This is a genomic window from Nostoc sp. (assembly GCF_036919575.1).
Lineage (GTDB): Bacteria > Cyanobacteriota > Cyanobacteriia > Cyanobacteriales > Nostocaceae > Nostoc.
This window is the reverse complement of record NZ_JBALBY010000056.1, coordinates 1-24167: the sequence shown is the minus strand read 5'-3', so window position 1 is coordinate 24167 and position 24167 is coordinate 1. Positions and strand designations below refer to the sequence as shown.

Here is a 24167-nt window from a genome sequence, read left to right as displayed (position 1 = left end):
ATTAAACTGGCGCGACTTGAAATTTGGTTTACTGAGTTTGTTTTCTCGTTCTTTTAGACACAACAGTTTGATAACTGCTACGGCTGATAAATTACGAGTTTGCTTGAGTCAACATAAGTTCACAAGCTTTTAAACTCAATTACCTTCCGCAAAACATTTTCCGGCATTCTGTTGAGCATTTATGACTGCTCTTAACACTTTGTAATATTGCTTTTCAGAATTTACTGTTTAACTGCAATCCGAGAGCGTTATTACGAAAGGTTACGAATGGGGATGGGGCATGGGGCATAGGGCATGGGGCATTGGGCATGGGGGATGGGGCATGGGGCATGGGGGATTAACTCCTAACTCCCCACTCCCCACTCCCTACTCCCCACTCCCTACTCCCTACTCAACCCCTACACTACCGAGGTAGTTACCTACTGGCAGAGATGGGAAGCGGTTGTAAGGTACAACATCTTCACCGAAGTAGCAGCTATATTCTGGGCTTTCGACCATTGCTTCTACAGCAGATGACAAACCGCTATCGGCTAGCAGCTTGTTATACTGGCTAATTTCTTCCTGAGTTGCGGGTGTACGCCCCAACAGGTGGCGGAAGAGGAACTCAATCACCTTGGCATGAGGATAAGGTGACAAGAAGCGCTGGCGATAGATTTGGGAACTGGCTAGTTCACGCACAAACTCCCGGACGGAAATTTCACCATTCTGGAGTTTGCCGTCTAGGTCAGTACGGCGGAAATGATCAGGCACTTCACCGCTAAATACATCCAATACTTGCCGATAAATGGCGTTGATTGCCTGTTGTTTTTCGCCTTGGTTGCTACTTTCCGTTAAACGGTAAATGCGTGCATGTTTACGCACATCTAGTTCCACGGATTGTCCGCTACCATCGTTGTAGGAACGACCCAGTTCAGCAAATGATGGCTTGTTCTGGTTTATACTATTTGTTTGGGCTGCGATATCTGCGATCGCCTGTACCACGAGCGGTGTATCGTTACTAGCTCCGACGCGGGCTTGTACTGGCTTAAAGCTCGGCACAACTACGTCATCGTTTTGCTTGGTAAGCTGGTTGTACAGCTTTTCCGTATTCGGGAAGTTTGCCGCAGGTAGGGTCGGGAAACGACGGTAAGGCACCGTATCTTCACCGAACACCTGGTTATATTCCACACTATCTACCAAAGCACCAATAAAGGCACGAATACCTTGAGTAGCCAAAATCTGGTTATACTTGCGGATTTCTGCTTGGTCTAGTGGCGCACGTCCCAGGAAGTGTTTGGTTCCCAACTCAATTACTTTGGTGTTGGGGTAAGGTGTATAGAACTCTTTCAGGTAGAGGTTAGAATAACCCAAACCTTCAATAAATTCCTTCACACTAATTTCGCCATTCCCCAGCTTGCTTTCCCATTTTGTAAATTCGTTTTTGGCGATGTAGGGTGCAATATCCCGCTCAAAAATCTGACGATAGGCAGCGCTAATCAAAGTTTGCACTGCAACTTTGTCACTAGTATTCGCCACCAACTTGAAGATTTTGGTTTGTTCCCGTTGCTTGCTGACACCTTGGTTAATGCGGAACTGAATATCTGGTTCTGACCGATTTTCTGTGACTGTACCCAGTGTCACAAAGCTCGGTGTTACTTCCTTCTGGACTTTCGCAGCAACATCATCACGAATGCTACCAACGCGCAATTGTCGCCCTGATACACCACCAGGAGTCAGATACCGTTCGTAAGGAATTGTATCTTCACCAAATGCTTCGTTGTATTCTACGCTGTTAATAATGGCATCAACTACCGCGTAAAAGCCCTGTTTAGCGGCGATATCGAAATACTTGTTGATTTCTTGACGGCCATAGGTCGGACGACCTAACAAGCGGCGGTGAATATACTCGATCGCTTTACAAACATATAGCGATGTCCAGTAGAGATTGCGGAATACATCCGACTTAGCCAAACCACGGATAAACTCCTTCACGGAGATGTTGCCGTTTTCCAGCTTGATTTCCAATACCTTCTGGCGCTGACCTTCGTAGACATCGCGACCGAAAACTTGCAGGTAAGCAGCTCTAATCACTGCTTGGGTGGAGCTTTCGGAGTATCTGACGCTAGAATTTTTGGCAGCCTTTTTACCAATAGTACCAGGCAGTTGATCTAACTTGAACACCTTCGGTCCAAGAGTACCAGGAGCTTCACCCCGCGCCTTGGGATTACTATTTTGGTTATTAATCCCTGCCCCTTGGTGAATCAGGATGCGTTTGGTATCCTTGCCAAAAGGAGCCGGACTGGTACTGGGGTTGCGAGTTTCTTTCGGGAAAATCGCCCCAAACTGAATTTCCAAGGGGTCATTACCAGAACCGTAGGGATGCTGATCTGGTAGGGGTTGCTCGTAAGCGGCAAATGTGGTAATGAACTGAGGTATCTTGCGGAAAGGCGCACTGTAATTAAACAGGTCTTGCTGCGGCCCCCAGTTGCGACATTCTTGTGCTTCTTGACCCAGACCCCGCAGGTAGGGTACTGTTTCTTCACCAAAATAGTCGCCGTATTCAGCAGAATCTACTAAGGCATCTACCAAGGCTGCTAGACCACCCTTAGAAATAATCGAGAAGTATTTCTGTACTTCTTCGCGGCTACTTGGCCCCCGTCCCAAAATGTGACGGAAAGCTAGTTCGATGACTCGGCTGTTAATAAAAGGCTGGTAAAACTGTTTTTGGTAAAGAGGAGATTTAGCTAAACGACGGACAAACTCTTTTACAGAGATGTCGCCATTCTTCACCTTGGATTCTAGGTCAGATATGGACAAGCTATAAGCACGGGTAATGTCGCGCTCAAAGATTTGCCGATATGCGGCCTTGATTACCTCATTTTTTTCGCTAGCTGATAACCCAGTCTTTAAGACAAACTTGGGACGCCGTTCTGCTGCATTAAAGTAAATTTGTGGCAGTTGCAGCCCTTGCTGGTCGCTAGAGGGGCGTTGGCGCACTTTATTTGAAGGTGTGGCTGCTTTGAATTCTGTTAACAAAACATCCATGTACTGAGACACAATCTCTGTAGCCTCAGCATCGTTGCGGAAAAAAGAAAGTGACCCGGCTTTGATTTCCTGCAAAGCTACCAGCGTTGCTTCACCAGAGCAGGCATTTTCAATTATTTCCCGCAAACCCCGTGTATTCACCGCTATGATGTTGGGGTCGCCAGCAACGATCGCATAAGTAGCGTAGCGCAAGAACCAGGATAAATCCCGCAAGCTCTTGGCCATGTTGCTCGGGCCATAACGGGCAATGTTAATTGGTCTGAAACCTGCGGGTGTAGGACCACTGGGGGATGAGTTAAAGATTGAGCGTAAATTTTCGAGGAACCCACCACGACTTTCAACGTAGGTTACGGTTCCCAGTTGCATCCCTTGTTGAACATTAGCACCACCACCAGCAGTTACTAGTTCTGCTTCTCTGGGCTTTTCTAAAAAAGCCATTGGCGAACCACCGACAAAAATCCGGTTGGCAGCGCGAGATACGATAATCTCGGCATTTTCCGTCAGCGTCTGGGAAATTTCTAGACGCTTTGCACCAGATGCAAAATAGCTTGCCAGTTCATTTAATTCACCATTTCCCAAGAAGCGGTCTTGCTGGTCCGCTTGGGTAATTGTGGCTACAGTTAGGGTTTGATATAGTTGCGGACGCGCAACTGAGCTTCCACCACTCGCCTTAACACTCATCGGATTTGTAAAACTCCCATCATAAGCGTTTATGTGTTAAGTCTGGATCGTTTTGAGGCTTGACACATCGGTGTGTCTATGCTTTATGAGCTTGAGAGTATTGCCTGCAAAACTGCCAGTAAATTAACCCAGTTAGCTTTTAGATTAGAACGTTTTGCGTTCTCAAGGCTGGTTTATTAAGAAGTGTGTAGAACCTCGATCTTGAATGTATCCAGTCTTAAGAATGGATACTCTTATTTGGCTGAGATAAAATATAAGTTTTGTAACTACTTATCGCCAGACAGTGGACACCAGACGATTATTGCAACTGGTGCAAAATCTCTGTTGAAACCAAATTGACTTTAGCAATGTCAGTGGACAGTAGTCATTAGGGGATGTTAAGTTATTTTTGCTACTACTAGCTTTGTCTTAATAAATAACGCCATCCGGGAAATAATTCTCAAATTATGGTGGTTTTAGCTTTAGCTATTAGCATTCTTTAACAGGAAAATACTATGCTCAAAAGTTCTAAATTTAACTATTTATTCAATGTTACCCTGTCTGCGATCGCAATTATCTTAACTGTCACTCCGGCAAATGCCCTTCCAGAACAAAACATCGACACCGTTGTGAAATGGGCAAAGACCAGACCTCAACTACCAACTCTGAGATACAACAGCGAAGCCCACGGCTATGAGGGTACAAAGGGAAAATTATACTTTTACGCTGATGTCACTTCTGAAAATGGGACAGTGACTAAAGAAGGAATAACTGTGAGTGGTGACTCAAGCCTCAAATTCACCACAAAAAATGCTAAAGCAGTGAAATTGTTACAAAATATTTATAATGCCAACATTGCCAATGACTTCCAGAAGTCTCGATATATCACCAAAGTTGGACGTGACCAGTTTTATCGCGGGCAAAAGTTTGCTTACATCACTGCTGAGGTACAGGGCGGGTCATCATTGCAGATAATTTCCTTGAATAAGTTGCAGGGATTTATAGATAATGCCAAATATTGTCAAACCAATCAATGCGACATTTAATTAACCCTGTAGCCTGTAATTTACATAAGCATTATCAGTAAATAAAGGCACGCAATCACTAACGTTGTAGGCGGCGGACAGTTCAACATCTGACTCAAAACCTTTTTCAATCAACTCTTTACCCGAACTGCATTTTTTCAAGTAGCCCGGTAAATCCTGGTGGAAAGCCTGAAATGTTGCCACAGCAACTTCAGATTCTGGTGATAGACTGCCATGTAAATAACTGAGAATTGCCCCAGCACCAATCAAATCTTCAAATGCAGGACGTAGGCTACCATCATCTTTCCACCTCTCACCGGCAGGAATCACAGCGATTTTATCACCATACTTTTGAGCAAACTGCGCCACAGCTTGGCAATTTCGCAAGCAACCCGCCAAAGTTGGTGTATTCCCTGTATGTAAGGTCAGAAAAGAACCATTCGGTGAGGGTAAAACTAGTCTAGTTCCAGCCGGAATCTGAACAACCGATTTTGGCGAGAGAGAATATCCTGTTGTAGTCCAACGTTGTCTATGACTTGCCAACTCTGCTCGCACTGACTTGGCATAATCTATAACAGATTCATCTCTCATTGCGTAGGGAAAAATTATCGCGCCGTTGTTGGTGGCAATTTCCACGCAGGTAGAAAAAGAGAGAACGTCAACTATCACAATTACATCACTGATGGGAGCGAGTTGAGCAACTCCTTGTGGTCCCCATTCACAGCGTAAATCAAACTCTGATTGGTTGTAAATCATTTTACTCTGATATTCATTAATTTCTTGTAAGATGGTGTCTTGCCCATTCCACAATGAATATATTAATCAAAGATGATTTTAGATGCAATTTCAAAATGTTGGGATTTTGGGTATTTGTTTAGCTACATCTAATATCTCTTTAAGTGTAAAGTAAATATAGTAAAAGACTGGGATTCTATTAATTTCTATAATCCCGTATTTTCGACTTTTCACGTCTTTAGAAAACAGTTTATGTTCATACCCACGGTAATTTGGAGGAAGATTTGCTAGTTGAATAGGAGTGCATCTTTCATCAAAAGTTATGCTCCATTTAATTTTTAATTCTAATTTACCATCAGAGCCTCGTTCTAAGTCATGGAATAAGTTTTCATAAAAATAGCTTATTTTTACTTTGTTGGAATCTTTAAAATCTTCTTCTGTAATAAGTTTGGAATACGATAATTGAGTTCTGATGACACCAGCAGGATATATTTTTTGGAAAAATTCATCTACTTGCATAAATATATAATTCTCTATAGCCTTCTTTTGCCCATCGTTAGCAAATGAAATAAACGGAACGTAAGCGCTCTCAAACTCCGCATCTCCTGAAAAAGTTCCTATTATATTTTTCTTATAATTCATAAATTATCTTCTAGATAAATAGTTTGTATTAAAGAGAAGTTTGCCCTAAAGACTGTTATACCTTTAAGGTTCATATCTGGTTCTAATTCCCCCAATGGATCAGATGGTACTACGTCATAATAATAGGGAATAAAAAACTCATTTGCAGAAATATTATGTTTTTTCTGTAGAGCATATTCATATGTAAGTTGCTTAACTAGATCATCTCTATATTTTTTGGCTGACTTTGGAGGCAGTAGTTTATTCTTGTAAAACTCCAGTGGTAAATCTTTATAATCAATTATTTTTATAGTTTTACCCTCCTTAAAGTTATAGTCTACTGTTGTAGCCTTGGCTTCCAAAACTAAATCAGGACGAATAAAACGACGTAGGATTTTAATTTTACTTTGTTTCTCAATCTCATTGGATCTAGAGGATAAATTTCCGATTCTCTCATTTAAATCAAATTCAATACAAAACAGTTCGTCCCATTCAAATTTTTCTGCTTTTTCTGCGACTTTCCCTGAATTCTTGGAAATTCTCAAGGTTTTGCAGTAAACCCATTGATTCCAGTATGCAGTTCCACCATTAGCTTTGCGGTTTCCGACTCGGTTTTTATCTTCTCCTTCTCTTTTTGAGTTCTGATAACCTTTCAGAGGTATGTCCGTATCCGCATAGCAAATTTCCTCGCGGTGTTCTTTAAAGAAATAGGTGTTGCACATATCCTCCCAAATTAGGGAAAATCCATGCACTCCCCAGAATTCACCATCACCTTGCTCAGGATTGATCTCACCGTAGAGGAATATTTCAATAGCTTCGTAAATTCCCCAATAGTCAGCATCCTTATAGTAAGTATTTTTATCTATGTTATCTAGCGTTTCTTTGAGAATACTAATAGTCTCTTCAAAGGTATCTTTGCCAAAAATAGATTGGTTACTAGTGAGATAATCTTCCTTAAAGCGTTGGGCAAGAAAGCGGATATCTTGACTCCGTGCTTTAATGTTATCTGGCACATCGCTATTTAACTGCTCTATAATCTCATCTAGAATATAGCAATACAGATTTACAAGGTCAGTGCTTTCATAGCGTACCGTCGAACGCGGCAGATCCATCGCCTCAACATAGATTACATCGTTATTTAGATTGTCTTTTAGATAAATAGCCCGATCTAGATACTTGTGAATTTGAGAATATTCAATATCTTCACTACGTCTAACTTTCTTTTGGACTGAGTTGATCGCCAGTTCATCGTAGGCTTCCAGAACTCGCTCAATCATTTTAATCTTACTGTAGAGTACACAAACATCTCCTTCTTCTGTTTGGATCTTGACTCCACCAGATGAAAGAGTTGTCTGATCCTGCTCTTGTTGAAAATCAGGTTTATTTATGTTGAATCGTTTTTTGTCTAAATTATCGGCCTCAAACTTCCGAAAAGTGCGATACATTTTGAAAAATAAATTTCGTACTGCGTCGAAGTCACCTTCTGGGAAATTATCAAAGCCATTGGGCAGACAAAACTCGAAGTTATCTTCCAATTTAGACTTACGAATACCAATGAAAAAATCGTTAGTGTTTTTGACTATATTAAGGCTAGAAAAGTCAAACATTGAACGTTAAACATAGAGGCTAGTGTTTCAAATTTAAATTATGACACCCAAATCAATCAGCAAGGTTCATTATATTTTTAATTAAAGTATTATGTAGTTTAGTGAAATCTCCAAAAGTCACAAGATTATCTTTTGTTACCTTCAGAAGATCCAATAGTGGCTTTTTATCACGATTAAAAACACTGTCCCACAAAAAGAACATTAGTTTATTCTGTATCTGTTCAGCAGTTACAGGCTGTTTTATGAAATAATAGCCGATTTGCTTATCTTCAATTCCTCGAATTGAGGCATGATGGCTTTTGATAAAGTTATTTAGGTTTTTAATAAGCTTTTTCCATTCATTTTCATCTAAGATTCCTCCTTTTCCATACGTCGCCGTATTAGGCTTACTCTCATCCCAGTTCACAAATTCCCAATCCCAGCGACGTTTGAATGCACTGTCCATGAAATAAATTGAGTTATCGGAAGTATTCATGGTAGCGAGGATAGAAAGATTAGGCGGAATTCTGATAATTCTATTTACTAAATCAAACCTTAAAAATTCAATTTTCTTTTGTAATGTCTCTAATTTAGCAACTCCATCGTAAGGTTGTAATCTGTACTCATTGATATTTCCTCTTTCATCGTAACCAAACTTTGTTCCTATCAATTCTAATAACTTTAAAAATTCGATAGCGGTTAGATTAATTCCATAACTTGACCAACCATCTTCATTTCTATCTAAAAGCTGAAAAGCAGTACCAAATATAGCTGAGGAATTACCTCTATTAATTTCATCAATTACAAGAGCAACATTTTCTGGTTGGTTGAGTTGTTTACCCTCTTTATCATAGGCTTCCTTAATATTTTTATAAGATTGAGATAGTGCTTTTAAAAAATGTCCTTCATAATAGTTGTATTCTACTTTCCCTGATCTCATGGTGATTGGTACTAATTTACCCATAAAATCCCCATAAGTATATTCTGGGTGAAAAACTGTTTTGATAATGTTTTCAGGATGAGTGAATTCATCTATACCTAAGTAGTTAGGGATAATTTCGGAAACAATTCTGTGGCTTTTGCCAGTTCCCGGACTCCCGAAGAGAATTTTATGAATGGGTTTATTCATTATTGCTGACATTTCAGAAGTAACCAGTTGTTAACGCTGGATGTAGAATTTATACAACAAACCAGTTTAACTCAACTTCCTGCAAACGGGTGGTAAAACTTCTTGGCTGTGAGCAACAAATATTCGATAAACTCAGAATTCCCCCAAGATTTACTTACCATGTCCGATTCTCAAACTGTTAGTGCTGCTGTTGCCAAACTCTACAATACCTACCCCTTTCCGCCAGAAGCTCTGTTGGATGAACCACCTCCAGGCTACAACTGGCGCTGGAATTGGCTAGCCGCTCATAACTTCTGCACAGGTCAAAAACCCCAAAGGCAAGATATTCGGATTTTAGATGCAGGTTGCGGTACTGGTGTGGGTACAGAGTACCTGGTTCACCTCAATCCTCAAGCTTCTGTTGTCGGAATTGACCTCAGTACAGGCGCTTTAGCTGTAGCCAAAGAACGTTGTCAGCGTTCTGGGGCTAACCGCGTTGAATTTCATCACCTCAGCTTGTTTGACGTGGAACAGTTGCCGGGTGAGTTTGATTTAATTAACTGCGTTGGCGTTTTACATCATACCCCTGATCCAATTCGCGGTATTCAAGCCTTGGCGAAGAAGTTAGCCCCAGGCGGCTTGATGCACATTTTTGTGTATGGAGAATTGGGGCGCTGGGAAATTCAACTCATGCAAAAAGCGATCGCACTTATTCAAGGTGACAAAAAAGGCGACTACCGCGATGGTGTCCAAGTCGGGCGGCAAATCTTCGCTTCTTTACCAGAAAATAACCGAATTGTCAAATACGATAAACAACGTTGGTCACTAGAAAACCACAAGGATGAATACTTTGCTGATATGTACGTTCATCCCCAGGAAATTGACTACAACATTGAGACGCTGTTTGAATTAATTGATGCTTCAGGATTGGAGTTTATTGGTTTCTCGAATCCGAGTTTCTGGAATTTGGAGAGACTTTTGGGCAAAGCACCAGAGTTAGTAGAACGGGCTAAAGATTTGAGCGATCGCCAGCTTTACCGTCTGATAGAATTATTAGATCCAGAAGTAACTCATTACGAGTTTTTCCTTAGTCGTCCTCCCCTCATCAAAGCCGACTGGACAGATGATAACGCCCTATTAGCAGCGATTCCCGAACTTAATCCTTGCATTGAGGGATTTCCCAGTCAATGTTTCTTTAATTACGATTACCAGATTGTTAATTTATCAGTAGCAGAGTTTGAATTTATGCAAAGATGTGATAAAAATTTCACAGTTGCAGATATTTTGGCGGGTGTGGAACTGGGATTAGATGGGGTAAAAGCACTTGTCCAGCAGCAGCTGATTTTATTGGCACCTGCTTAATTACACTGCACTTTTATACGGAGTTAGCAAAACAAATTTATACTCGTGGTGATCAGCGATCGCTGATCACCACTTTTAGCAAATTAATGTAGATTAGAAAAGTGCCGAAGAAACGGGGTATTGTACATCCCAAAAGTTGGAGTTTTCTGGAATTCAGCACTGGTGCGATGTTTAACCACAAGCCGCTACTCTACGATTTCTGATTTGCGGTACGTTTATACACTCCTCAAGCACCAGTTGATTTTATTGACACCGACTTAATTCAAACACCAAGATGCTATTTAACGTCTTTGGAGGAAATTATTCTCTCAAAAAATCTGGAATTGGAAGAAATTTTGAATTTTCAGGCAGTGATTCTTGATAATTCACCCCCTCACTCCCTCAGATCATCAGCTGCTCTCTCGCTTCTGGGGGCGCGATTTTACTGACTGTCTAATGTTGATAAGAAGTTAATTGTTTTTTCCTAAAGTATTGTTACCGCATCGTGATATGATTCATCTGACTGAATGTGCAGTCATCATGTTTAACTGTACTGGTTTCAAGTCCCGTGAGCTTGTCAGACGAATCAATTGCGCCCACTCCGACAACGCAACAAGATGCTAAAACTGATTCTGAAGACACAGAATCAGGTAACTCCATGCAAGAGTTCTATCAACTCTTCCAGCGATTGTTGGTAATCACGCTTGTCTTGACGGGGGTTATTTTTATCTCTGTGTGGATTTTTTATTCCTTGAACATTGCTCTGAATTATTTAATTGGGGCGTGTACAGGTGTGGTTTACTTAAAAATGCTGGCTAGAGACGTTGAGCAGCTCGGTAGTGAGAAAACCAATTTGAGCAAAACTCGTTTTGCTCTGTTTATCGGAGTAATGATCGTAGCAACTCAATGGCGTGAGCTACAGATTCTACCCATATTTTTGGGATTTCTCACTTACAAAGCCACGCTCCTCGTGTATATGGTGCAAATTGCGTTCATTACTGATTCTTAAAAAGTCAGGCTCACAAAGACAATAATCCCATCCTCGCTTGTTGGGGAAAATGCTTGAAGAATGCAAATGCTTAGTGTCTTAAACGCCTTTAATTCTTTTCCCCTCGCCGCATTAGAAGTAGGTCATCATTTCTACTGGCAGTTGGGCAATCTTAAAATTCATGGGCAAGTTTTTCTCACCTCATGGTTTGTGATTAGCATTTTAGTAGTGGCTTCAATAGCTGCTACTCGCAACGCACAAAGAATTCCTAAAGGCATCCAAAATTTGATGGAATATGCCCTAGAATTTATTCGTGATTTGGCCAAAAACCAACTCGGTGAGAAAGACTATCGCCCTTGGGTGCCATTTATTGGCACATTGTTCTTGTTTATTTTCGTATCGAACTGGTCGGGTGCGCTAATTCCTTGGAAGCTCATCAAGCTACCTTCGGGTGAATTGGCCGCTCCCACCAATGACATCAATACGACTGTTGCATTGGCACTGCTAACCTCATTAGCGTACTTTTACGCAGGTTTTAGCAAACGGGGTTTGGGCTACTTTAAGAAATATATCGAGCCAACACCTATTCTATTGCCGATCGCAATTCTTGAAGATTTCACCAAGCCCCTCTCCCTAAGCTTCCGGCTATTTGGTAATATTTTAGCCGATGAGCTGGTAGTAGCGGTGCTGGTGCTGCTAGTTCCTCTATTTATACCTCTGCCTGTAATGGCCTTGGGTTTATTTACCAGTGCCATTCAAGCCCTGGTTTTTGCTACCCTAGCGGGGGCATACATTCATGAGGCAATCGAGGGACACGGTGAAGAAGAGCATGAGGAGCATTAAACTTCTCAGTTGATAGCACAGTTCCAAGAGCATATTTGCTCAAAACATCGCAAAAGCGATTTGTCAGAACTCGGTGCAGCAAGCGTGAAAAACACGTTTCTAGTCGTTAACGTACATTTGTTAGTTTTGTAATCAAACCAAGGAAAATCAAAATGGATCCATTAGTGCAGGCTGCTTCAGTTCTCGCTGCTGCTTTAGCGATTGGTTTAGCTGCAATTGGCCCTGGTATTGGTCAAGGAAATGCTGCTGGACAAGCAGTAGAAGGTATTGCCCGTCAACCAGAAGCAGAAGGAAAAATTCGCGGTACTCTGCTATTAACCTTAGCTTTCATGGAATCGCTGACTATTTATGGTCTAGTTATTGCCCTGGTGTTGCTGTTTGCTAACCCCTTCGCAGGATAAGACCTAAAAGTTTTTGTCAGAAACCCCACGCATAAATGCGGGGGCTTGAAAAGCCCTAATCTGACCAGACTAAGTACGATTCAGTACTACGTTAGAGGCAAGAGTTCAAGACCTACCAGGGGATGCGAAGCTAGTCCCTTGCTCTAGAACTAAACGATTAAACAGGCTTAAAAGGGTTAAACCAGTGTCGTTTGGACAGTACCGACCTCTAACATTGTCAAAGCTAACATAACCGCGAAAGCGAGGCTCCTTGGAGCAAACATTATGCGTACAGGGCGAAAAGTTTGAAGCAATAATTGTCTTGCCCAAAGTGCAACACAACAGCACACCAAACCGAGTAACCCCAAGGCGATAATGCTTTCAAAATATTCACCTCGTAAAATTCGCCTGTTCGGTGTACCCCCAAAGGATTTATCCGGGGGCTTCCACGGCGAGAGGTGTTTGGTGAACCATCACGCCTCTAGCATCTAAATATTTTGGGCATTAAATCGTTCTGATGTAGTTGACTAACAATTTTGGATTTTGGATTATCAAGAGTTTTCGGTACATAGCCCTAAGCTTGTCGGTGGAACAAATCTAAAATTGCAAATCGTTCGACTGAGCGCTCACGACGAAGCCTAAAATCCAAAATAGCTTGACCCTTGGTGGCTATGGGTCTTTAAAATATCAAAGGTTGGATAATGTTGCTAGCCAGGAAAACTGCTACTCCAGCCAAAGAGGAGAGAAATGTTTGATTTCGATGCTACCTTGCCCTTCATGGCATTACAATTCCTGCTATTGGCAGCTTTGTTGAATGTAATTTTCTACAAACCACTGACCAAGGTACTAGACGATCGCGATAATTATATCCGAACTAATACTCTTGATGCGCGGGAACGCTTGGCGAAAGCTGAACGTTTAGCTACTGAATATGAGCAGCAACTCGCAGACGCTCGCAGACAATCGCAAGCTACTGTAGAAGCAGCTCAAGTTGAAGCTAAGAAAATTACTGCCGAAAAAATCGCTGAAGCCCAAAAAGAAGCTCAGTCTCAACGAGAACAAGCTGCTGTTGAAATAGAGCAACAAAAGCAGGAAGCTATGCGTACCTTAGAGCAACGAGTTGATGCTCTAAGCAGGCAGATTCTAGAAAAACTATTGGGACCAACTCCAGTTAGATAAACTAACAAGACTGGTTCTCTTGAAAGCATACGCGCAACTGGGCAGTAAGTCCCAGAGCGCTTAATTAAGTGTCAAAAAAGGCACTTTTTCCCTTCAGGGAAAGATACTTTATTTCCCCGAACGGAAAATACAACGTATTAGCAAGCGAGCAGCGCACTTGTAAATGGGTATCATGGGCACATTCTTATTACTTGCCGCAGAAGCAAACGCTGTTCACTCTGAATTGGCAGAAGGCGCAGCAGAAGGTGGTTTCGGTCTAAACCTAGACATTTTTGAAACCAACCTGATCAATATAGCGATTCTGATTGGCATACTATTCTACTTCGGACGTAAAGTTTTAAGCAATATCCTGAACGAGCGACAAGCCAATATTGCCACCGCAATTCAGGAAGCAGAAGGGCGCTTAAAAGAGGCACAGACTGCCCTATCCCAAGCGCAAGAGCAGTTGACCCAATCTCAGGCAGAAGCAGAACGTATCCGCAAATCTGCCCAAGAAAACGCCATCAAGACTAAAGAAGCCCTGTTAGCGAAAGCAGTGCAAGACGTAGAACGACTGAAACAAACAGCAGCAGCCGATTTAAACAGCGAAACAGACCGAGCGATCGGTCAACTGCGGCAACGAGTTGCTACACTAGCATTGCAAAAAGTCGAATCGCAACTCAAAGGCGGCATTGCCGACGATGCTCAACAAAGTTTAATTGACCGCAGCATCGCACAACTCGGAGGCAATGTATGACCAGCAATGTAGCAGCAGCCGAAATAGCCCAGCCTTATGCACAGGCACTTTTGTCAATAGCGCAATCGAAAAATTTGACAGAACAGTTCGGGGAAGATGCGCGTACTTTCCTGGGCCTGCTGAGAGCAGACAAACAGCTACACAACTTCTTCAGCAACCCGTTTATTCAGTCTGAGAACAAAAAAGCTCTGATTAAACAAATACTCGGTGAAGGCGCTAACCCCTACTTACGCAATTTTTTGCTAATACTAGTAGATAAACGCCGCATTGCCTTCTTGGAATCAATTTTTCAACAATATCTGGCGCTGTTGCGGCAGCTGAATCAAACCGTATTAGCGGAAGTAATTTCAGCCGTTCCCCTCACAGAAGCTCAACAGCAGGCAATCATCCAAAAGGTCATTGCCATCACGAATGCTCGCCAGGTAGAACTAGAAACCAAGGTAGACAGCGAGTTAATTGGTGGGGTGATTATTAAAGTAGGTTCGCAGGTAATTGATGCCAGTATCCGGGGTCAGTTGCGCCGCCTTTCATTGCGCTTAACCAGTGGTTAAAAAGTTAGGAGTTAGGAGTTAGGAGTTAGAAGATAGGAGACGCGATTAATCGCGTCTGTACAGGAGTTAGGAGCAGAGACGCGATTAATCGCGTCTGTACAGGAGTTAAGAGTTAAGTAAACAATAATTTATTTTGACTTTTAACTTGTAATTTTTGCATTTTTAACTCATCACTCATCACTCTTAATTCATCACTCCTAACTCTTAATTCATCAGTCCTAACTCTTTAAATTTTCAGTCTCGAAAGCAAAAAAGATAGACACATGAGCATATCAATTAGACCTGACGAAATTAGCAGCATTATCCAACAACAAATCGAGCAATACGATCAAGAGGTCAAAGTTGCTAACGTTGGTACCGTTCTACAAGTAGGTGACGGTATTGCCCGGATTTATGGTCTGGAAAAGGCTATGTCTGGGGAACTCTTAGAATTTGAAGATGGCACAATTGGCATCGCCCAGAACTTAGAAGAAGACAACGTGGGCGCGGTGCTGATGGGTGAAGGGCTGGAAATTCAAGAAGGTAGTTCTGTAACTGCCACTGGTAAAATTGCCCAAGTACCCGTAGGAGAAGCCTTAATTGGACGAGTTGTAAACGCTTTGGGTCTTCCCATCGATGGTAAGGGAGAAATCAAGTCCTCAGAAAGCCGTTTGATTGAATCTCCAGCACCCGGTATCATTGCCCGTCGATCTGTACACGAACCCATGCAAACGGGTATTACAGCTATTGACTCCATGATTCCCATCGGTCGTGGTCAGCGAGAATTGATTATTGGCGATCGCCAAACCGGTAAAACTGCGATCGCGATCGACACCATCATCAACCAAAAAGAAGAAGATGTAGTTTGTGTCTACGTGGCGATCGGTCAAAAGGCTTCCACAGTTGCTAACGTGGTGCAGACATTGCAAGAAAAAGGCGCGATGGATTACACTGTCGTTGTTTTTGCTAGTGCCAGTGAACCAGCAACCCTGCAATATCTAGCTCCCTACACAGGCGCAAGTATTGCTGAGTACTTTATGTACAAGGGCAAAGCTACCCTAGTAATTTATGATGACCTTTCCAAGCAAGCCCAAGCTTATCGCCAAATGTCCCTATTGCTGCGTCGTCCACCCGGACGCGAAGCTTACCCTGGAGATGTATTCTACATCCACTCCCGCTTGTTAGAAAGAGCCGCAAAGCTGAGTGACGAATTAGGTAAAGGCAGTATGACCGCCCTGCCAATCATCGAAACCCAAGCTGGTGACGTTTCGGCATACATCCCCACCAATGTAATTTCCATTACCGATGGTCAGATATTCCTCTCTTCTGACCTGTTTAACGCTGGTATCCGTCCGGCTGTAAACCCTGGTATTTCTGTATCCCGTGTGGGTTCTGCGGCTCAAACCAAAGCAATGAAAAAAGTTGCCGGTAAGATTAAATTGGAACTAGCCCAATTTGACGACCTGCAAGCCTTCGCTCAATTTGCTTCCGATTTGGATAAAGCCACTCAAGACCAGTTGGCACGGGGTCAACGGTTGCGCGAACTCCTCAAACAGCCACAAAATTCGCCACTCTCAGTATACGAGCAAGTCGCAATTTTATATGCTGGGATTAATGGTTACTTAGATGACATCCCTGTAAATCAAATAACCACCTTCACCAAAGGTCTACGGGAATACTTAAAAACTGGGAAAACCCAGTATGCAGAAGGAGTACAAGCATCTAAAGCCCTAGGTGACGCCGAAGAAGCTGCCTTGAAGGAAGCACTCACCGAATACAAGAAGACCTTCAAAGCTACAGCGTAATTAGTCATTAGTCATTAGTCATTAGTCATTGGTAAATAACTAATGACTAGTGACAAAGGACAAATGACAAATGACTAAGGACTAAAAACAAGAATATGGCCAATCTAAAAGCAATACGCGATCGCATTCAGTCGGTCAAAAACACCAAAAAAATCACAGAAGCCATGCGCCTAGTTGCAGCAGCTAGAGTGCGTCGGGCGCAAGAACAAGTGCTAGCGACTCGCCCCTTTGCCGATCGCTTGGCACAAGTATTATATGGTTTGCAAAGCCGTCTGCGCTTTGAAGAAGCAAACCTACCACTACTGAAAAAACGCGAAGTTAAGTCAGTTGGGCTGTTGGTTATTTCAGGCGATCGCGGCCTATGTGGCGGCTACAATAATAACGTTATCCGTCGTGCTGAAAACCGCGCCAAGGAAATCAAGGCAGAAGGTATAGACTATACATTTGTGATCGTCGGACGCAAAGCTACACAATACTTTCAACGCCGCGATCAGCCCATTGATGCTACTTACAGTGGCCTAGAGCAAATTCCCACCGCACCGGAAGCCAATCAGATTGCTGACCAACTACTTTCCTTATTCCTTTCGGAAAAAGTTGACCGCATCGAATTAATCTATACCAGATTCCTTTCCTTGGTTAGCTCCCGTCCTGTGGTGCAAACCTTACTACCCCTCGATCCGCAAGGTCTAGAAGCAGCCGATGATGAAATCTTCCGCTTGACAACCCGTGGCGGTAAATTTGAAGTAGAACGGGAGAAAGTGACTAAGCAAGTTCGCGCTTTGGCTCCTGACATGATTTTTGAGCAAGATCCAGTGCAGATTCTCGATTCTTTGTTGCCCCTGTATCTAAGTAACCAGTTATTGCGGGCGCTACAAGAATCTGCCGCTAGTGAACTAGCAGCGCGGATGACAGCCATGAGTAATGCCAGTGAGAACGCCGGTGAACTGATTAACACCCTCACATTGTCTTACAACAAAGCCCGACAAGCTGCAATTACCCAAGAACTCCTTGAAGTTGTGGGCGGTGCAGAAGCACTAACTTAGAAAAATACTTGTTGTAGATCATGGCAAATAGCCAATTGCTAATGGTTTTAAAATTAGCGATTGGCTATTTTGAGTAATTGGAGCCATATATTCCGACTTTGATAATTACGAATTACGAATTACGACGAATTACAAATTACGAATTACAAAATCGTGTACTATAATTGAAGTATGAAGTGCATGGGTCCGTCACGGTTTCGACAGGTTGGCGAACGCTGCTCTGTGATTCAGGTCGAGAGTGAGTCTCCTCTCGCAAATCAAAGGCTCGAAAAAAAAGTAAATGCGAACAACATCGTTAACTTTGCTCGTCGGGAAGCTCTAGTAGCTGCCTAAACACCTCTTATAGGTTCGAGCGTCTTTAGTTTGACTCCGTTAAGGACTGAAGACCAAACCCCAACGGATGCTCTAGCAAGCGTTCTCTGGTTGGCTTGTTAGCTAAGATTAAATCAGAGCATCCTACGTTCGGGATAATGAACGATTCCCGCCTTGAGGGTCAGAAAGGCTAAACCTGTGAATGAGCGGGGGGTCAATACCCAATTTGGACAGCAGTTCGACTCTGCTCGGATCCACTAAGAATAAGCAACAAATCCACCAAACACTTTAATGTTTAGGTGGATTTTGTTTTATCTAGACAGAATTCAGGAGTCAGGAGTCAGAATTCAGAATGAATTGGAGTCCGATGGTTACTAAGCAGTCAACTTAAGCCCTGGCGAATAGAATTCGCGGCTACACAAACAAAGTCCACCTCCGTGGACTACAAAATCAAGGGATCTTAACCCACGGAGGTGGGTTTTGCCTCGTGTAGACGCGGTTTCTAACCGCCCTTTTAGCCTTAAGTTGACACCAATGGCGAGCGTCTTGCTTCTGAATTCAGAATTCTGACTTCTGACTTCTGACTTCTGAATTCTGACTTCTGAATTCTGACTTCCTCTTCAACAGTTATTCAACAATCAGCTAATTCTTCTGTTCCTGGGGTTGTGTGCGTGGCCTTTCAAACCTCCTTCCCCTTTTTTTAAGTACCCGCCGTAATCGGTCTGCACTCAAGCTTACTTGACGCTCAGATGCCAGTTTTTTTGCCAGTTCTTTTGAGTTATAAGTCTGTGGCTCTTGAGCTAAACAATTTTCTAGATAAACCAAATCTGATTCGGAATATCGGGGTTTTCCCCCCCGACCTGGAGCATCCCACAGACCTGCTAAACCCATCTTTTCCCAGCGATGAAGAGTTTGACGTACTGTTGAAATAGCCCAGTTTAAGCCTTTAGCAATATGCTCATTTTTTAAGCCGCGAGCATTCAGCAATAAAACTTGAGCCCGATCTTTAGTACGTTGAGGAACATCTTTGGCTTTTCTTAACTCTTCTAAAGTCAGCTTTTCTTCTTCATTTAGAAAGACTTTCAATCGGCATCCCATAAACGATAACCTTTCACATAGTCAATTTTTGGCATTCTTATATCTATTCACGTATCTATTCACGCCTCTATATTTACTCCGGTATGTATTGAATAATACATTTGTAACTTGAATGACAAGTATTAAGTATCCGAAGTCTAGCCTTATGGCTGTTATGCGCGAAGTATTAGCTTGAGAACATTGTTAATGTTTGTAATTTATCATAGGTAATGAATTTTCCTAAAAAGTTAGGTACACAAAAAACGACACCCTTAGCCTGTATGGGTATGTACATTGGATAGCCAGACGCTGTTGCTTATGGCTATGATGAAAATAATTTGTTGGCGTTGTTTTGATTAATGGTTAGGTTGATAATAAAGAAACTGTATCATCAAAATTATTAGATTATTCGTATTCTTACGGTCATTCATCGAAACTTTAAAAAGACTTTTACGCTAGTTTATACTTGAATGAGCAGAAAAAGGTATACAGTCCCAGTTCTTTTTATTCAACTCGTCTCAGAAACTTGCCCTTGATTATCTCTAAAAAGACATCTGTTTTCTCGACTTTACATAAAATTTATATTTTACCCAACAAGATTCTTGCTTGAGACAACTATATATATAATACCCATTGGAAAAAATAGTGGGAACTGCTCATTTGAGGGATATTTAAAATGTTGTCCTACCTTTCCTACCTTTCCTACTTAGTTATAAGAAAGGACTTCAAAAAAACTAACTTTTTCTATTCTCTTAAGACATCGATTTTGCGATCGCCCAATATTCTGCGCCACAATTACAAAGTTTCTTTATAAATCCTGTTATGTCCTTAGCATTCATACGTCATTCTCAAAAAGAAAGGTTACTATAACAGTTGTGGATATGTGATATTTTTTGAATTTTGAAGTTTTTAAGTTTTTATTGTCAAATAATATGATGAACATGATATTTTTGAATTAGGATAAAACCAGATAAATAGGAAAATTATATACTCAGTAATTCTTTAGAAAAAATTAATATTTAGGAGATTTTTGGAGTCATGTTTTTGGCTAAAAAACAGCAATAATTGATACAAGTTAAATTTATCAAAAACTGATATTCATTACAACTTAAAATAAAAATAATAGAGACAATGGGGGCAGAAGAAAAACCTGTTAATTTGCGCTCGGAGACGAAGAATGGTAGCGATGTCTACGACCGGCAAGGCCAACGCAGAGAACGTTCAACATCGGCTAACTATACAAACTGTAGAAATTGCCCCTAACACAACGGCGATTCGCTCTCTTGATTGGGACCGCGATCGCTTCGATATCGAATTCGGACTGCAAAACGGTACAACCTACAATTCATATCTCATTAGGGGTGAACAAACAGTTTTGATTGATACTTCTCACCAGAAGTTTCGCAATCTGTATTTAGAGACTCTAAAAGGTCTTGTCAACCCCAAAACAATTGATTACATAATTGTTAGTCACACAGAGCCAGACCATAGCGGCTTAGTAGAAGATGTCCTCCAGTTAGCTCCTAGAGCCACCGTTTTAGCCTCAAAAGTTGCGCTGCAATTTTTAGAAGGTTTGGTACACGATCCTTTTTCTAAGCGGGTTGTAAAAACTGGCGATCGCATCGATATTGGTAAAGGACACGAAATGGAATTCGTGAGTGCGCCTAACCTGCACTGGCCAGATACAATCTTTAGCTTTGACCGCAAAACCCAAACCCTTTACACCTGTGATGCTTTTGGGATGCACTTCTGTGACGATCGCACCTTCGACGAAGATTTAGAAGCGATCGAAGCTGACTTTAGATTTTACTACGACTGTTTGATGGGCCCTAACGCTCGTTCGCTGCTGAATGCGATGAAGCGGATGGGCGATCTAGGGAAGATTAATATTATCGCCAACGGTCACGGGCCATTATTATACCACCATCTCGATGTTCTAACCGGGTGCTACGAAAATTGGAGCCAAAAACAAGCTAAAGCAGAAACAACAGTTGGCTTGTTTTTTGTCTCAGATTACGGATATGGCGAACGCCTCGGTCACGCAATTGCCGAAGGTATACTAAAAACTGGCGTTGGCGTAGAAGTACTGGATCTAAGTACTGCTGAAAGCCAAGAAATTCAAGAACTAGCCGGGAGAGCAGCTGGGATCATTATTGGTATGCCCCCAACTAGCGCCGCCGCCGCCCAAGCTAGTATCAGTTCAGTGCTAGCTGTCGCCAAGAACAAGCAATTTATTGGGCTGTTTGAATGTTACGGTGGGGATGATGAACCCATTGATACACTCCGCAGAAAATTTCTTGACTCTGGCATCAAAGAAGCTTTTCCAGCCATTCGGATTAAAGAAGCTCCCACGGCATCAACATTCCAGTTGTGTGAAGAAGCCGGTAAAGACTTGGGACAATTGCTGGTGCGCGATCGCAACATCAAGCAAATCAAGTCCCTCGATGTGGACATGGAAAAGGCGCTGGGTCGGATTAGCAGTGGACTGTATATAGTCACCACTAAAAAAGGAAATATGTCAAGTGCAATGCTGGCGTCCTGGGTAACGCAAGCCAGTTTGCAACCATTAGGATTGACAATTGCCGTTGCTAAAGACCGCGCCATTGATTCCTTAATGCAAGTAGGCGATCGCTTCGTCCTCAACGTTTTGGAAGAAGGCAATTATCAAGAATTGAAAAAGCACTTTCTGAAGCGCTTGCATCCCGGTGCTGACCGATTTGCCGGAGTGAAAACTCAAACCGCGAAAAACGGTTCGCCGATTCTAACTGATGCTCTGGCATATATGGAATGTGAAATACAAAGCAGCATGGAATGCAGCGACCACTGGATTTTATACTGCACCGTCCAAGAAGGTCGTGTCTCCAAAAATGATGGACTGACAGCCGTTCGTCATCGGAAAGTAGGTAATTACTACTAAAGATTGGGGGAGTGGGGAGTAGGGAGTAGGGAGTAGGGAGTAGGGAATAAAGAAGTAGGGGAGCTTATAAGCAGAGAAGAAATTGTACAAGTCTTTGCCCCACTCCCCATTCCCCATTCCCCACTCCCCATTCCCCACTCCCCATTCCCCACTCCCCACTCCCATTCCCCATTCCCCACTCCCCACTCCCCATTTTCAAACACCTATGACCAATTCCAAGCCACGCGACGTCCAAGTTCTACCAATTGCTACAAATACTAAGGCTCTCAGGGCACGTAGTTGGTCACGTCTGCGGTTTGAAATTGAATACGCACTTGAAAGAGGTACTACCTCCAATTGCTATTTAATTGAAGCTGATAAAACCGCACTTATTGATCCACCGCCAGAAAGCTTCACCGAAATTTATTTAGAGGCATTGCGCCAGACTTTAGATTTGCAACATTTGGATTATATTATCCTGGGTCATTTTAATCCCAACCGAGTTGCAACCATCAAAGCAATTTTAGAACTGGCACCACAGGTAACTTTTGTCTGTTCTCTTCCCGGTGCAAACAATTTGCGTGCTGCTTTCCTAGAGCAAGATTTGAAAGTCTTGGTGATGCGGGGGAAAGAAACTCTGGATTTAGGCAAGGGTCATGTTTTAAAATTCTTCCCCACTCCCAGTCCACGTTGGCCGGAAGGACTTTGTACCTACGACGAGCAAACCCAAATTCTTTACACAGATAAGTTATTTGCAACTCATCTCTGTGGTGATGATGTGTTTGATGATAACTGGGAAGCGCTCAAAGAAGACCAGCGTTACTACTTTAACTGCCTGATGGCTCCCCAATCTGCTCATGTGGAAGCAGCTTTGGAGAAAATATCAGATTTGCAAGTGAGAATGTATGCTGTGGGTCATGGTCCCTTGGTACGCACCAGCTTAATCGAACTTACCAAAGCTTATGGAGAATGGAGTCGCGCTCACAACGATCGCGAGATTTCTGTTGCTCTACTTTATGCTTCAGCTTACGGGAATACGGCGACTTTAGCACAAGCGATCGCTTTGGGACTAACTAAAGGTGGAGTCGCAGTAAAATCAATCAACTGCGAATTTGCCACCCCTGATGAAGTTCGCATTAACCTAGCACAGTCAGAGGGTTTTATCATTGGTTCTCCCACCATTGGTGGTCATGCGCCAACTCCCATTCATACTGCTTTAGGTATTGTCCTATCAAGCGGTGACAACAGCAAACTTGCTGGGGTCTTTGGTTCCTATGGCTGGAGTGGCGAAGCATTTGACTTAATCGAAGGTAAACTCCGCGATGCTGGATATCGCTTTGGCTTTGACACCCTGAAGGTGAAGTTTAAACCTGATGATGTCACTCTCAAATTCTGTGAAGAACTAGGTACAGACTTTGCCCAAGCACTGAAAAAAGCTAAAAAGGTACGCGTACCACAACAAGCCGCGACTCCAGTGGAACAGGCTGTTGGTCGGATCGTTGGTTCCGTCTGCGTGGTGACAGCTAAACTTGGAGAAGTGTCTACCGGAATGTTAGGCGCTTGGGTTTCTCAAGCCACCTTCAACCCACCTGGACTCACCGTTGCGATCGCTAAAGATCGAGCGATCGAATCTTTGATGTATCCAGGCGGGAAGTTTGCCTTAAATATTCTACCTGAAGGCAATCATCAAGATTACATGAAGCATTTCCGTAAATCTTTCGCGCCAGGGGAAGATCGATTTGCCAACTTTCATACAGCAGTTGCGGATAACGGCTGTACCGTCCTTACCGACGCTCTAGCATATTTGGAATGCTCAGTCAAGGAACGTATGGAATGTGGCGATCACTGGGTTGTGTATGCAACTGTGGATGAAGGTAAATTACTCAAGCCCGATGCTGTTACTGCCATCAACCATCGCAAAACTGGCACTCATTATTAATATAGTGAGAAATCCCGGTTAAGCAGCGGCCTGATACCAATTCACGAAAATCCTGATACACATAGATTTTTCGTAGGGGTTTAGCAATGCTAAACCTTTACCCACGTATTTGTATCATTATTAAAGTGAAATGGTACTAGTACAGTTTTGCATAAAAACGTAGCGTTTTTAATGTAGGGGAACGCATTGGCATTGCAGAGCATTGCATTGGCATTGCAGAGTCTTGCATTGGCATTGCAGGGTATTGCATTGGCATTGCAGGGTATTGCATTGGCATTGCAGGGTATTGCATTGGCATTGCAGGGTATTGCATTGGCATTGCAGGGTATTGCATTGGCA

Annotated in this window: 18 protein-coding genes, 1 other RNA gene and 1 pseudogene; 14 read left to right on the top strand and 6 right to left on the bottom strand. The window is 42.6% G+C overall.

The features are described 5' to 3' along the window. The first annotated feature begins 280 nt into the window (after window positions 1-280). Window positions 281-415, top strand: a complete 135-nt coding sequence (locus V7K27_RS15570; protein WP_334948663.1) for a hypothetical protein — start codon at window positions 281-283, stop codon at window positions 413-415. Here V7K27_RS15570 and V7K27_RS15565 read toward each other — a convergent pair. Then, a pseudogene (locus tag V7K27_RS15565) lies at window positions 400-3705 on the bottom strand (phycobilisome rod-core linker polypeptide); the annotation flags it as partial. The gene V7K27_RS15570 and the pseudogene V7K27_RS15565 overlap by 16 nt on opposite strands. Before the next feature lie 494 nt (window positions 3706-4199). On the opposite strand from V7K27_RS15565, the gene V7K27_RS15560 reads away from it, so the two are divergent. After that, window positions 4200-4730 carry a hypothetical protein gene (locus tag V7K27_RS15560; RefSeq protein ID WP_334948661.1) on the top strand — a complete coding sequence of 177 codons (531 nt, stop codon included), beginning with the start codon at window positions 4200-4202 and terminating at the stop codon, window positions 4728-4730. Here the strand turns inward: V7K27_RS15560 and V7K27_RS15555 are convergent, their stop codons facing one another. From V7K27_RS15555 to V7K27_RS15540, 4 genes are read right to left on the bottom strand one after another with little or no spacing between them, the layout of a single operon-like run. After that, window positions 4731-5519, bottom strand: a complete 789-nt coding sequence (locus V7K27_RS15555; protein ID WP_334948659.1) for a 2-phosphosulfolactate phosphatase — start codon at window positions 5517-5519, stop codon at window positions 4731-4733. Window positions 5520-5555: 36 nt separating this feature from the next. After that, on the bottom strand, window positions 5556-6086 hold the full coding sequence (locus V7K27_RS15550; RefSeq protein WP_334948657.1) for a hypothetical protein: 531 nt from the start codon (window positions 6084-6086) through the stop codon (window positions 5556-5558). Next, window positions 6083-7672, bottom strand: a complete 1590-nt coding sequence (locus V7K27_RS15545) for an LlaJI family restriction endonuclease (RefSeq protein ID WP_334948655.1) — start codon at window positions 7670-7672, stop codon at window positions 6083-6085. Before V7K27_RS15545 ends, V7K27_RS15550 begins: the two co-directional genes overlap by 4 nt. Before the next feature lie 52 nt (window positions 7673-7724). Beyond that, complete coding sequence (locus tag V7K27_RS15540; protein ID WP_334948653.1) at window positions 7725-8780, bottom strand: restriction endonuclease; 1056 nt, start codon at window positions 8778-8780, stop codon at window positions 7725-7727. A gap of 159 nt (window positions 8781-8939) precedes the next feature. On the opposite strand from V7K27_RS15540, the gene V7K27_RS15535 reads away from it, so the two are divergent. From V7K27_RS15535 to ssrA, 10 genes are all read left to right on the top strand, one after another. Beyond that, window positions 8940-10121, top strand: coding sequence for a class I SAM-dependent methyltransferase (locus tag V7K27_RS15535; RefSeq protein WP_334948651.1), 1182 nt, complete (start codon window positions 8940-8942; stop codon window positions 10119-10121). Between the two features lie 547 nt (window positions 10122-10668). Then, window positions 10669-11109, top strand: coding sequence for an ATP synthase subunit I (locus V7K27_RS15530; RefSeq protein ID WP_334948649.1), 441 nt, complete (start codon window positions 10669-10671; stop codon window positions 11107-11109). Between the two features lie 60 nt (window positions 11110-11169). Then, on the top strand, window positions 11170-11931 hold the full coding sequence (atpB, locus tag V7K27_RS15525) for a F0F1 ATP synthase subunit A (RefSeq protein ID WP_334948647.1): 762 nt from the start codon (window positions 11170-11172) through the stop codon (window positions 11929-11931). A 152-nt stretch (window positions 11932-12083) separates the two neighbouring features. Next, window positions 12084-12332 (top strand): ATP synthase F0 subunit C, encoded by a 249-nt coding sequence (gene atpE, locus V7K27_RS15520; protein WP_196521630.1) that lies wholly within the window; start codon window positions 12084-12086, stop codon window positions 12330-12332. Window positions 12333-13058: 726 nt separating this feature from the next. After that, entirely contained in the window at window positions 13059-13490 is a 432-nt protein-coding gene (locus tag V7K27_RS15515; RefSeq protein ID WP_334948645.1) for a F0F1 ATP synthase subunit B', read from the top strand. A gap of 163 nt (window positions 13491-13653) precedes the next feature. After that, window positions 13654-14226 (top strand): F0F1 ATP synthase subunit B, encoded by a 573-nt coding sequence (locus V7K27_RS15510; RefSeq protein WP_334948643.1) that lies wholly within the window; start codon window positions 13654-13656, stop codon window positions 14224-14226. Beyond that, window positions 14223-14777 (top strand): ATP synthase F1 subunit delta, encoded by a 555-nt coding sequence (atpH, locus tag V7K27_RS15505; protein ID WP_334948641.1) that lies wholly within the window; start codon window positions 14223-14225, stop codon window positions 14775-14777. The genes V7K27_RS15510 and atpH overlap by 4 nt, the downstream gene beginning before the upstream one ends. Window positions 14778-15040: 263 nt before the next feature. Beyond that, a complete protein-coding gene (atpA, locus tag V7K27_RS15500) occupies window positions 15041-16561 on the top strand; it encodes a F0F1 ATP synthase subunit alpha (RefSeq protein ID WP_334948639.1) in 1521 nt (506 codons plus the stop codon). A gap of 95 nt (window positions 16562-16656) precedes the next feature. Further along, window positions 16657-17604, top strand: coding sequence for a F0F1 ATP synthase subunit gamma (locus tag V7K27_RS15495; RefSeq protein ID WP_334948637.1), 948 nt, complete (start codon window positions 16657-16659; stop codon window positions 17602-17604). 182 nt (window positions 17605-17786) lie between these two features. Then, window positions 17787-18176: a transfer-messenger RNA gene (gene ssrA, locus V7K27_RS15490) on the top strand. Between the two features lie 382 nt (window positions 18177-18558). Here the strand turns inward: ssrA and V7K27_RS15485 are convergent. Further along, complete coding sequence (locus V7K27_RS15485) at window positions 18559-19014, bottom strand: helix-turn-helix domain-containing protein (RefSeq protein ID WP_334948635.1); 456 nt, start codon at window positions 19012-19014, stop codon at window positions 18559-18561. 1156 nt (window positions 19015-20170) lie between these two features. Between V7K27_RS15485 and V7K27_RS15480 the strand changes: the two genes are divergently transcribed. Further along, window positions 20171-21910, top strand: coding sequence for a diflavin flavoprotein (locus V7K27_RS15480; RefSeq protein ID WP_334948633.1), 1740 nt, complete (start codon window positions 20171-20173; stop codon window positions 21908-21910). A 205-nt stretch (window positions 21911-22115) separates the two neighbouring features. After that, window positions 22116-23828 carry a diflavin flavoprotein gene (locus tag V7K27_RS15475; protein WP_334948711.1) on the top strand — a complete coding sequence of 571 codons (1713 nt, stop codon included), beginning with the start codon at window positions 22116-22118 and terminating at the stop codon, window positions 23826-23828. Window positions 23829-24167: the final 339 nt, after the last annotated feature.

Coding starts and splice junctions, on each gene's coding strand:
- V7K27_RS15570 (WP_334948663.1), top strand. CDS start 281: ATGGGGCATAGGGCATGGGGCATTGGGCATGGGGGATGGGGCATGGGG.
- V7K27_RS15560 (WP_334948661.1), top strand. CDS start 4,200: ATGCTCAAAAGTTCTAAATTTAACTATTTATTCAATGTTACCCTGTCT.
- V7K27_RS15550 (WP_334948657.1), bottom strand. CDS start 6,086: ATGAATTATAAGAAAAATATAATAGGAACTTTTTCAGGAGATGCGGAG.
- V7K27_RS15545 (WP_334948655.1), bottom strand. CDS start 7,672: ATGTTTGACTTTTCTAGCCTTAATATAGTCAAAAACACTAACGATTTT.
- V7K27_RS15540 (WP_334948653.1), bottom strand. CDS start 8,780: ATGAATAAACCCATTCATAAAATTCTCTTCGGGAGTCCGGGAACTGGC.
- V7K27_RS15535 (WP_334948651.1), top strand. CDS start 8,940: ATGTCCGATTCTCAAACTGTTAGTGCTGCTGTTGCCAAACTCTACAAT.
- atpB (WP_334948647.1), top strand. CDS start 11,170: ATGCAAATGCTTAGTGTCTTAAACGCCTTTAATTCTTTTCCCCTCGCC.
- atpE (WP_196521630.1), top strand. CDS start 12,084: ATGGATCCATTAGTGCAGGCTGCTTCAGTTCTCGCTGCTGCTTTAGCG.
- V7K27_RS15515 (WP_334948645.1), top strand. CDS start 13,059: ATGTTTGATTTCGATGCTACCTTGCCCTTCATGGCATTACAATTCCTG.
- V7K27_RS15510 (WP_334948643.1), top strand. CDS start 13,654: ATGGGTATCATGGGCACATTCTTATTACTTGCCGCAGAAGCAAACGCT.
- atpH (WP_334948641.1), top strand. CDS start 14,223: ATGACCAGCAATGTAGCAGCAGCCGAAATAGCCCAGCCTTATGCACAG.
- atpA (WP_334948639.1), top strand. CDS start 15,041: ATGAGCATATCAATTAGACCTGACGAAATTAGCAGCATTATCCAACAA.
- V7K27_RS15495 (WP_334948637.1), top strand. CDS start 16,657: ATGGCCAATCTAAAAGCAATACGCGATCGCATTCAGTCGGTCAAAAAC.
- V7K27_RS15485 (WP_334948635.1), bottom strand. CDS start 19,014: ATGGGATGCCGATTGAAAGTCTTTCTAAATGAAGAAGAAAAGCTGACT.
- V7K27_RS15480 (WP_334948633.1), top strand. CDS start 20,171: ATGGTAGCGATGTCTACGACCGGCAAGGCCAACGCAGAGAACGTTCAA.
- V7K27_RS15475 (WP_334948711.1), top strand. CDS start 22,116: ATGACCAATTCCAAGCCACGCGACGTCCAAGTTCTACCAATTGCTACA.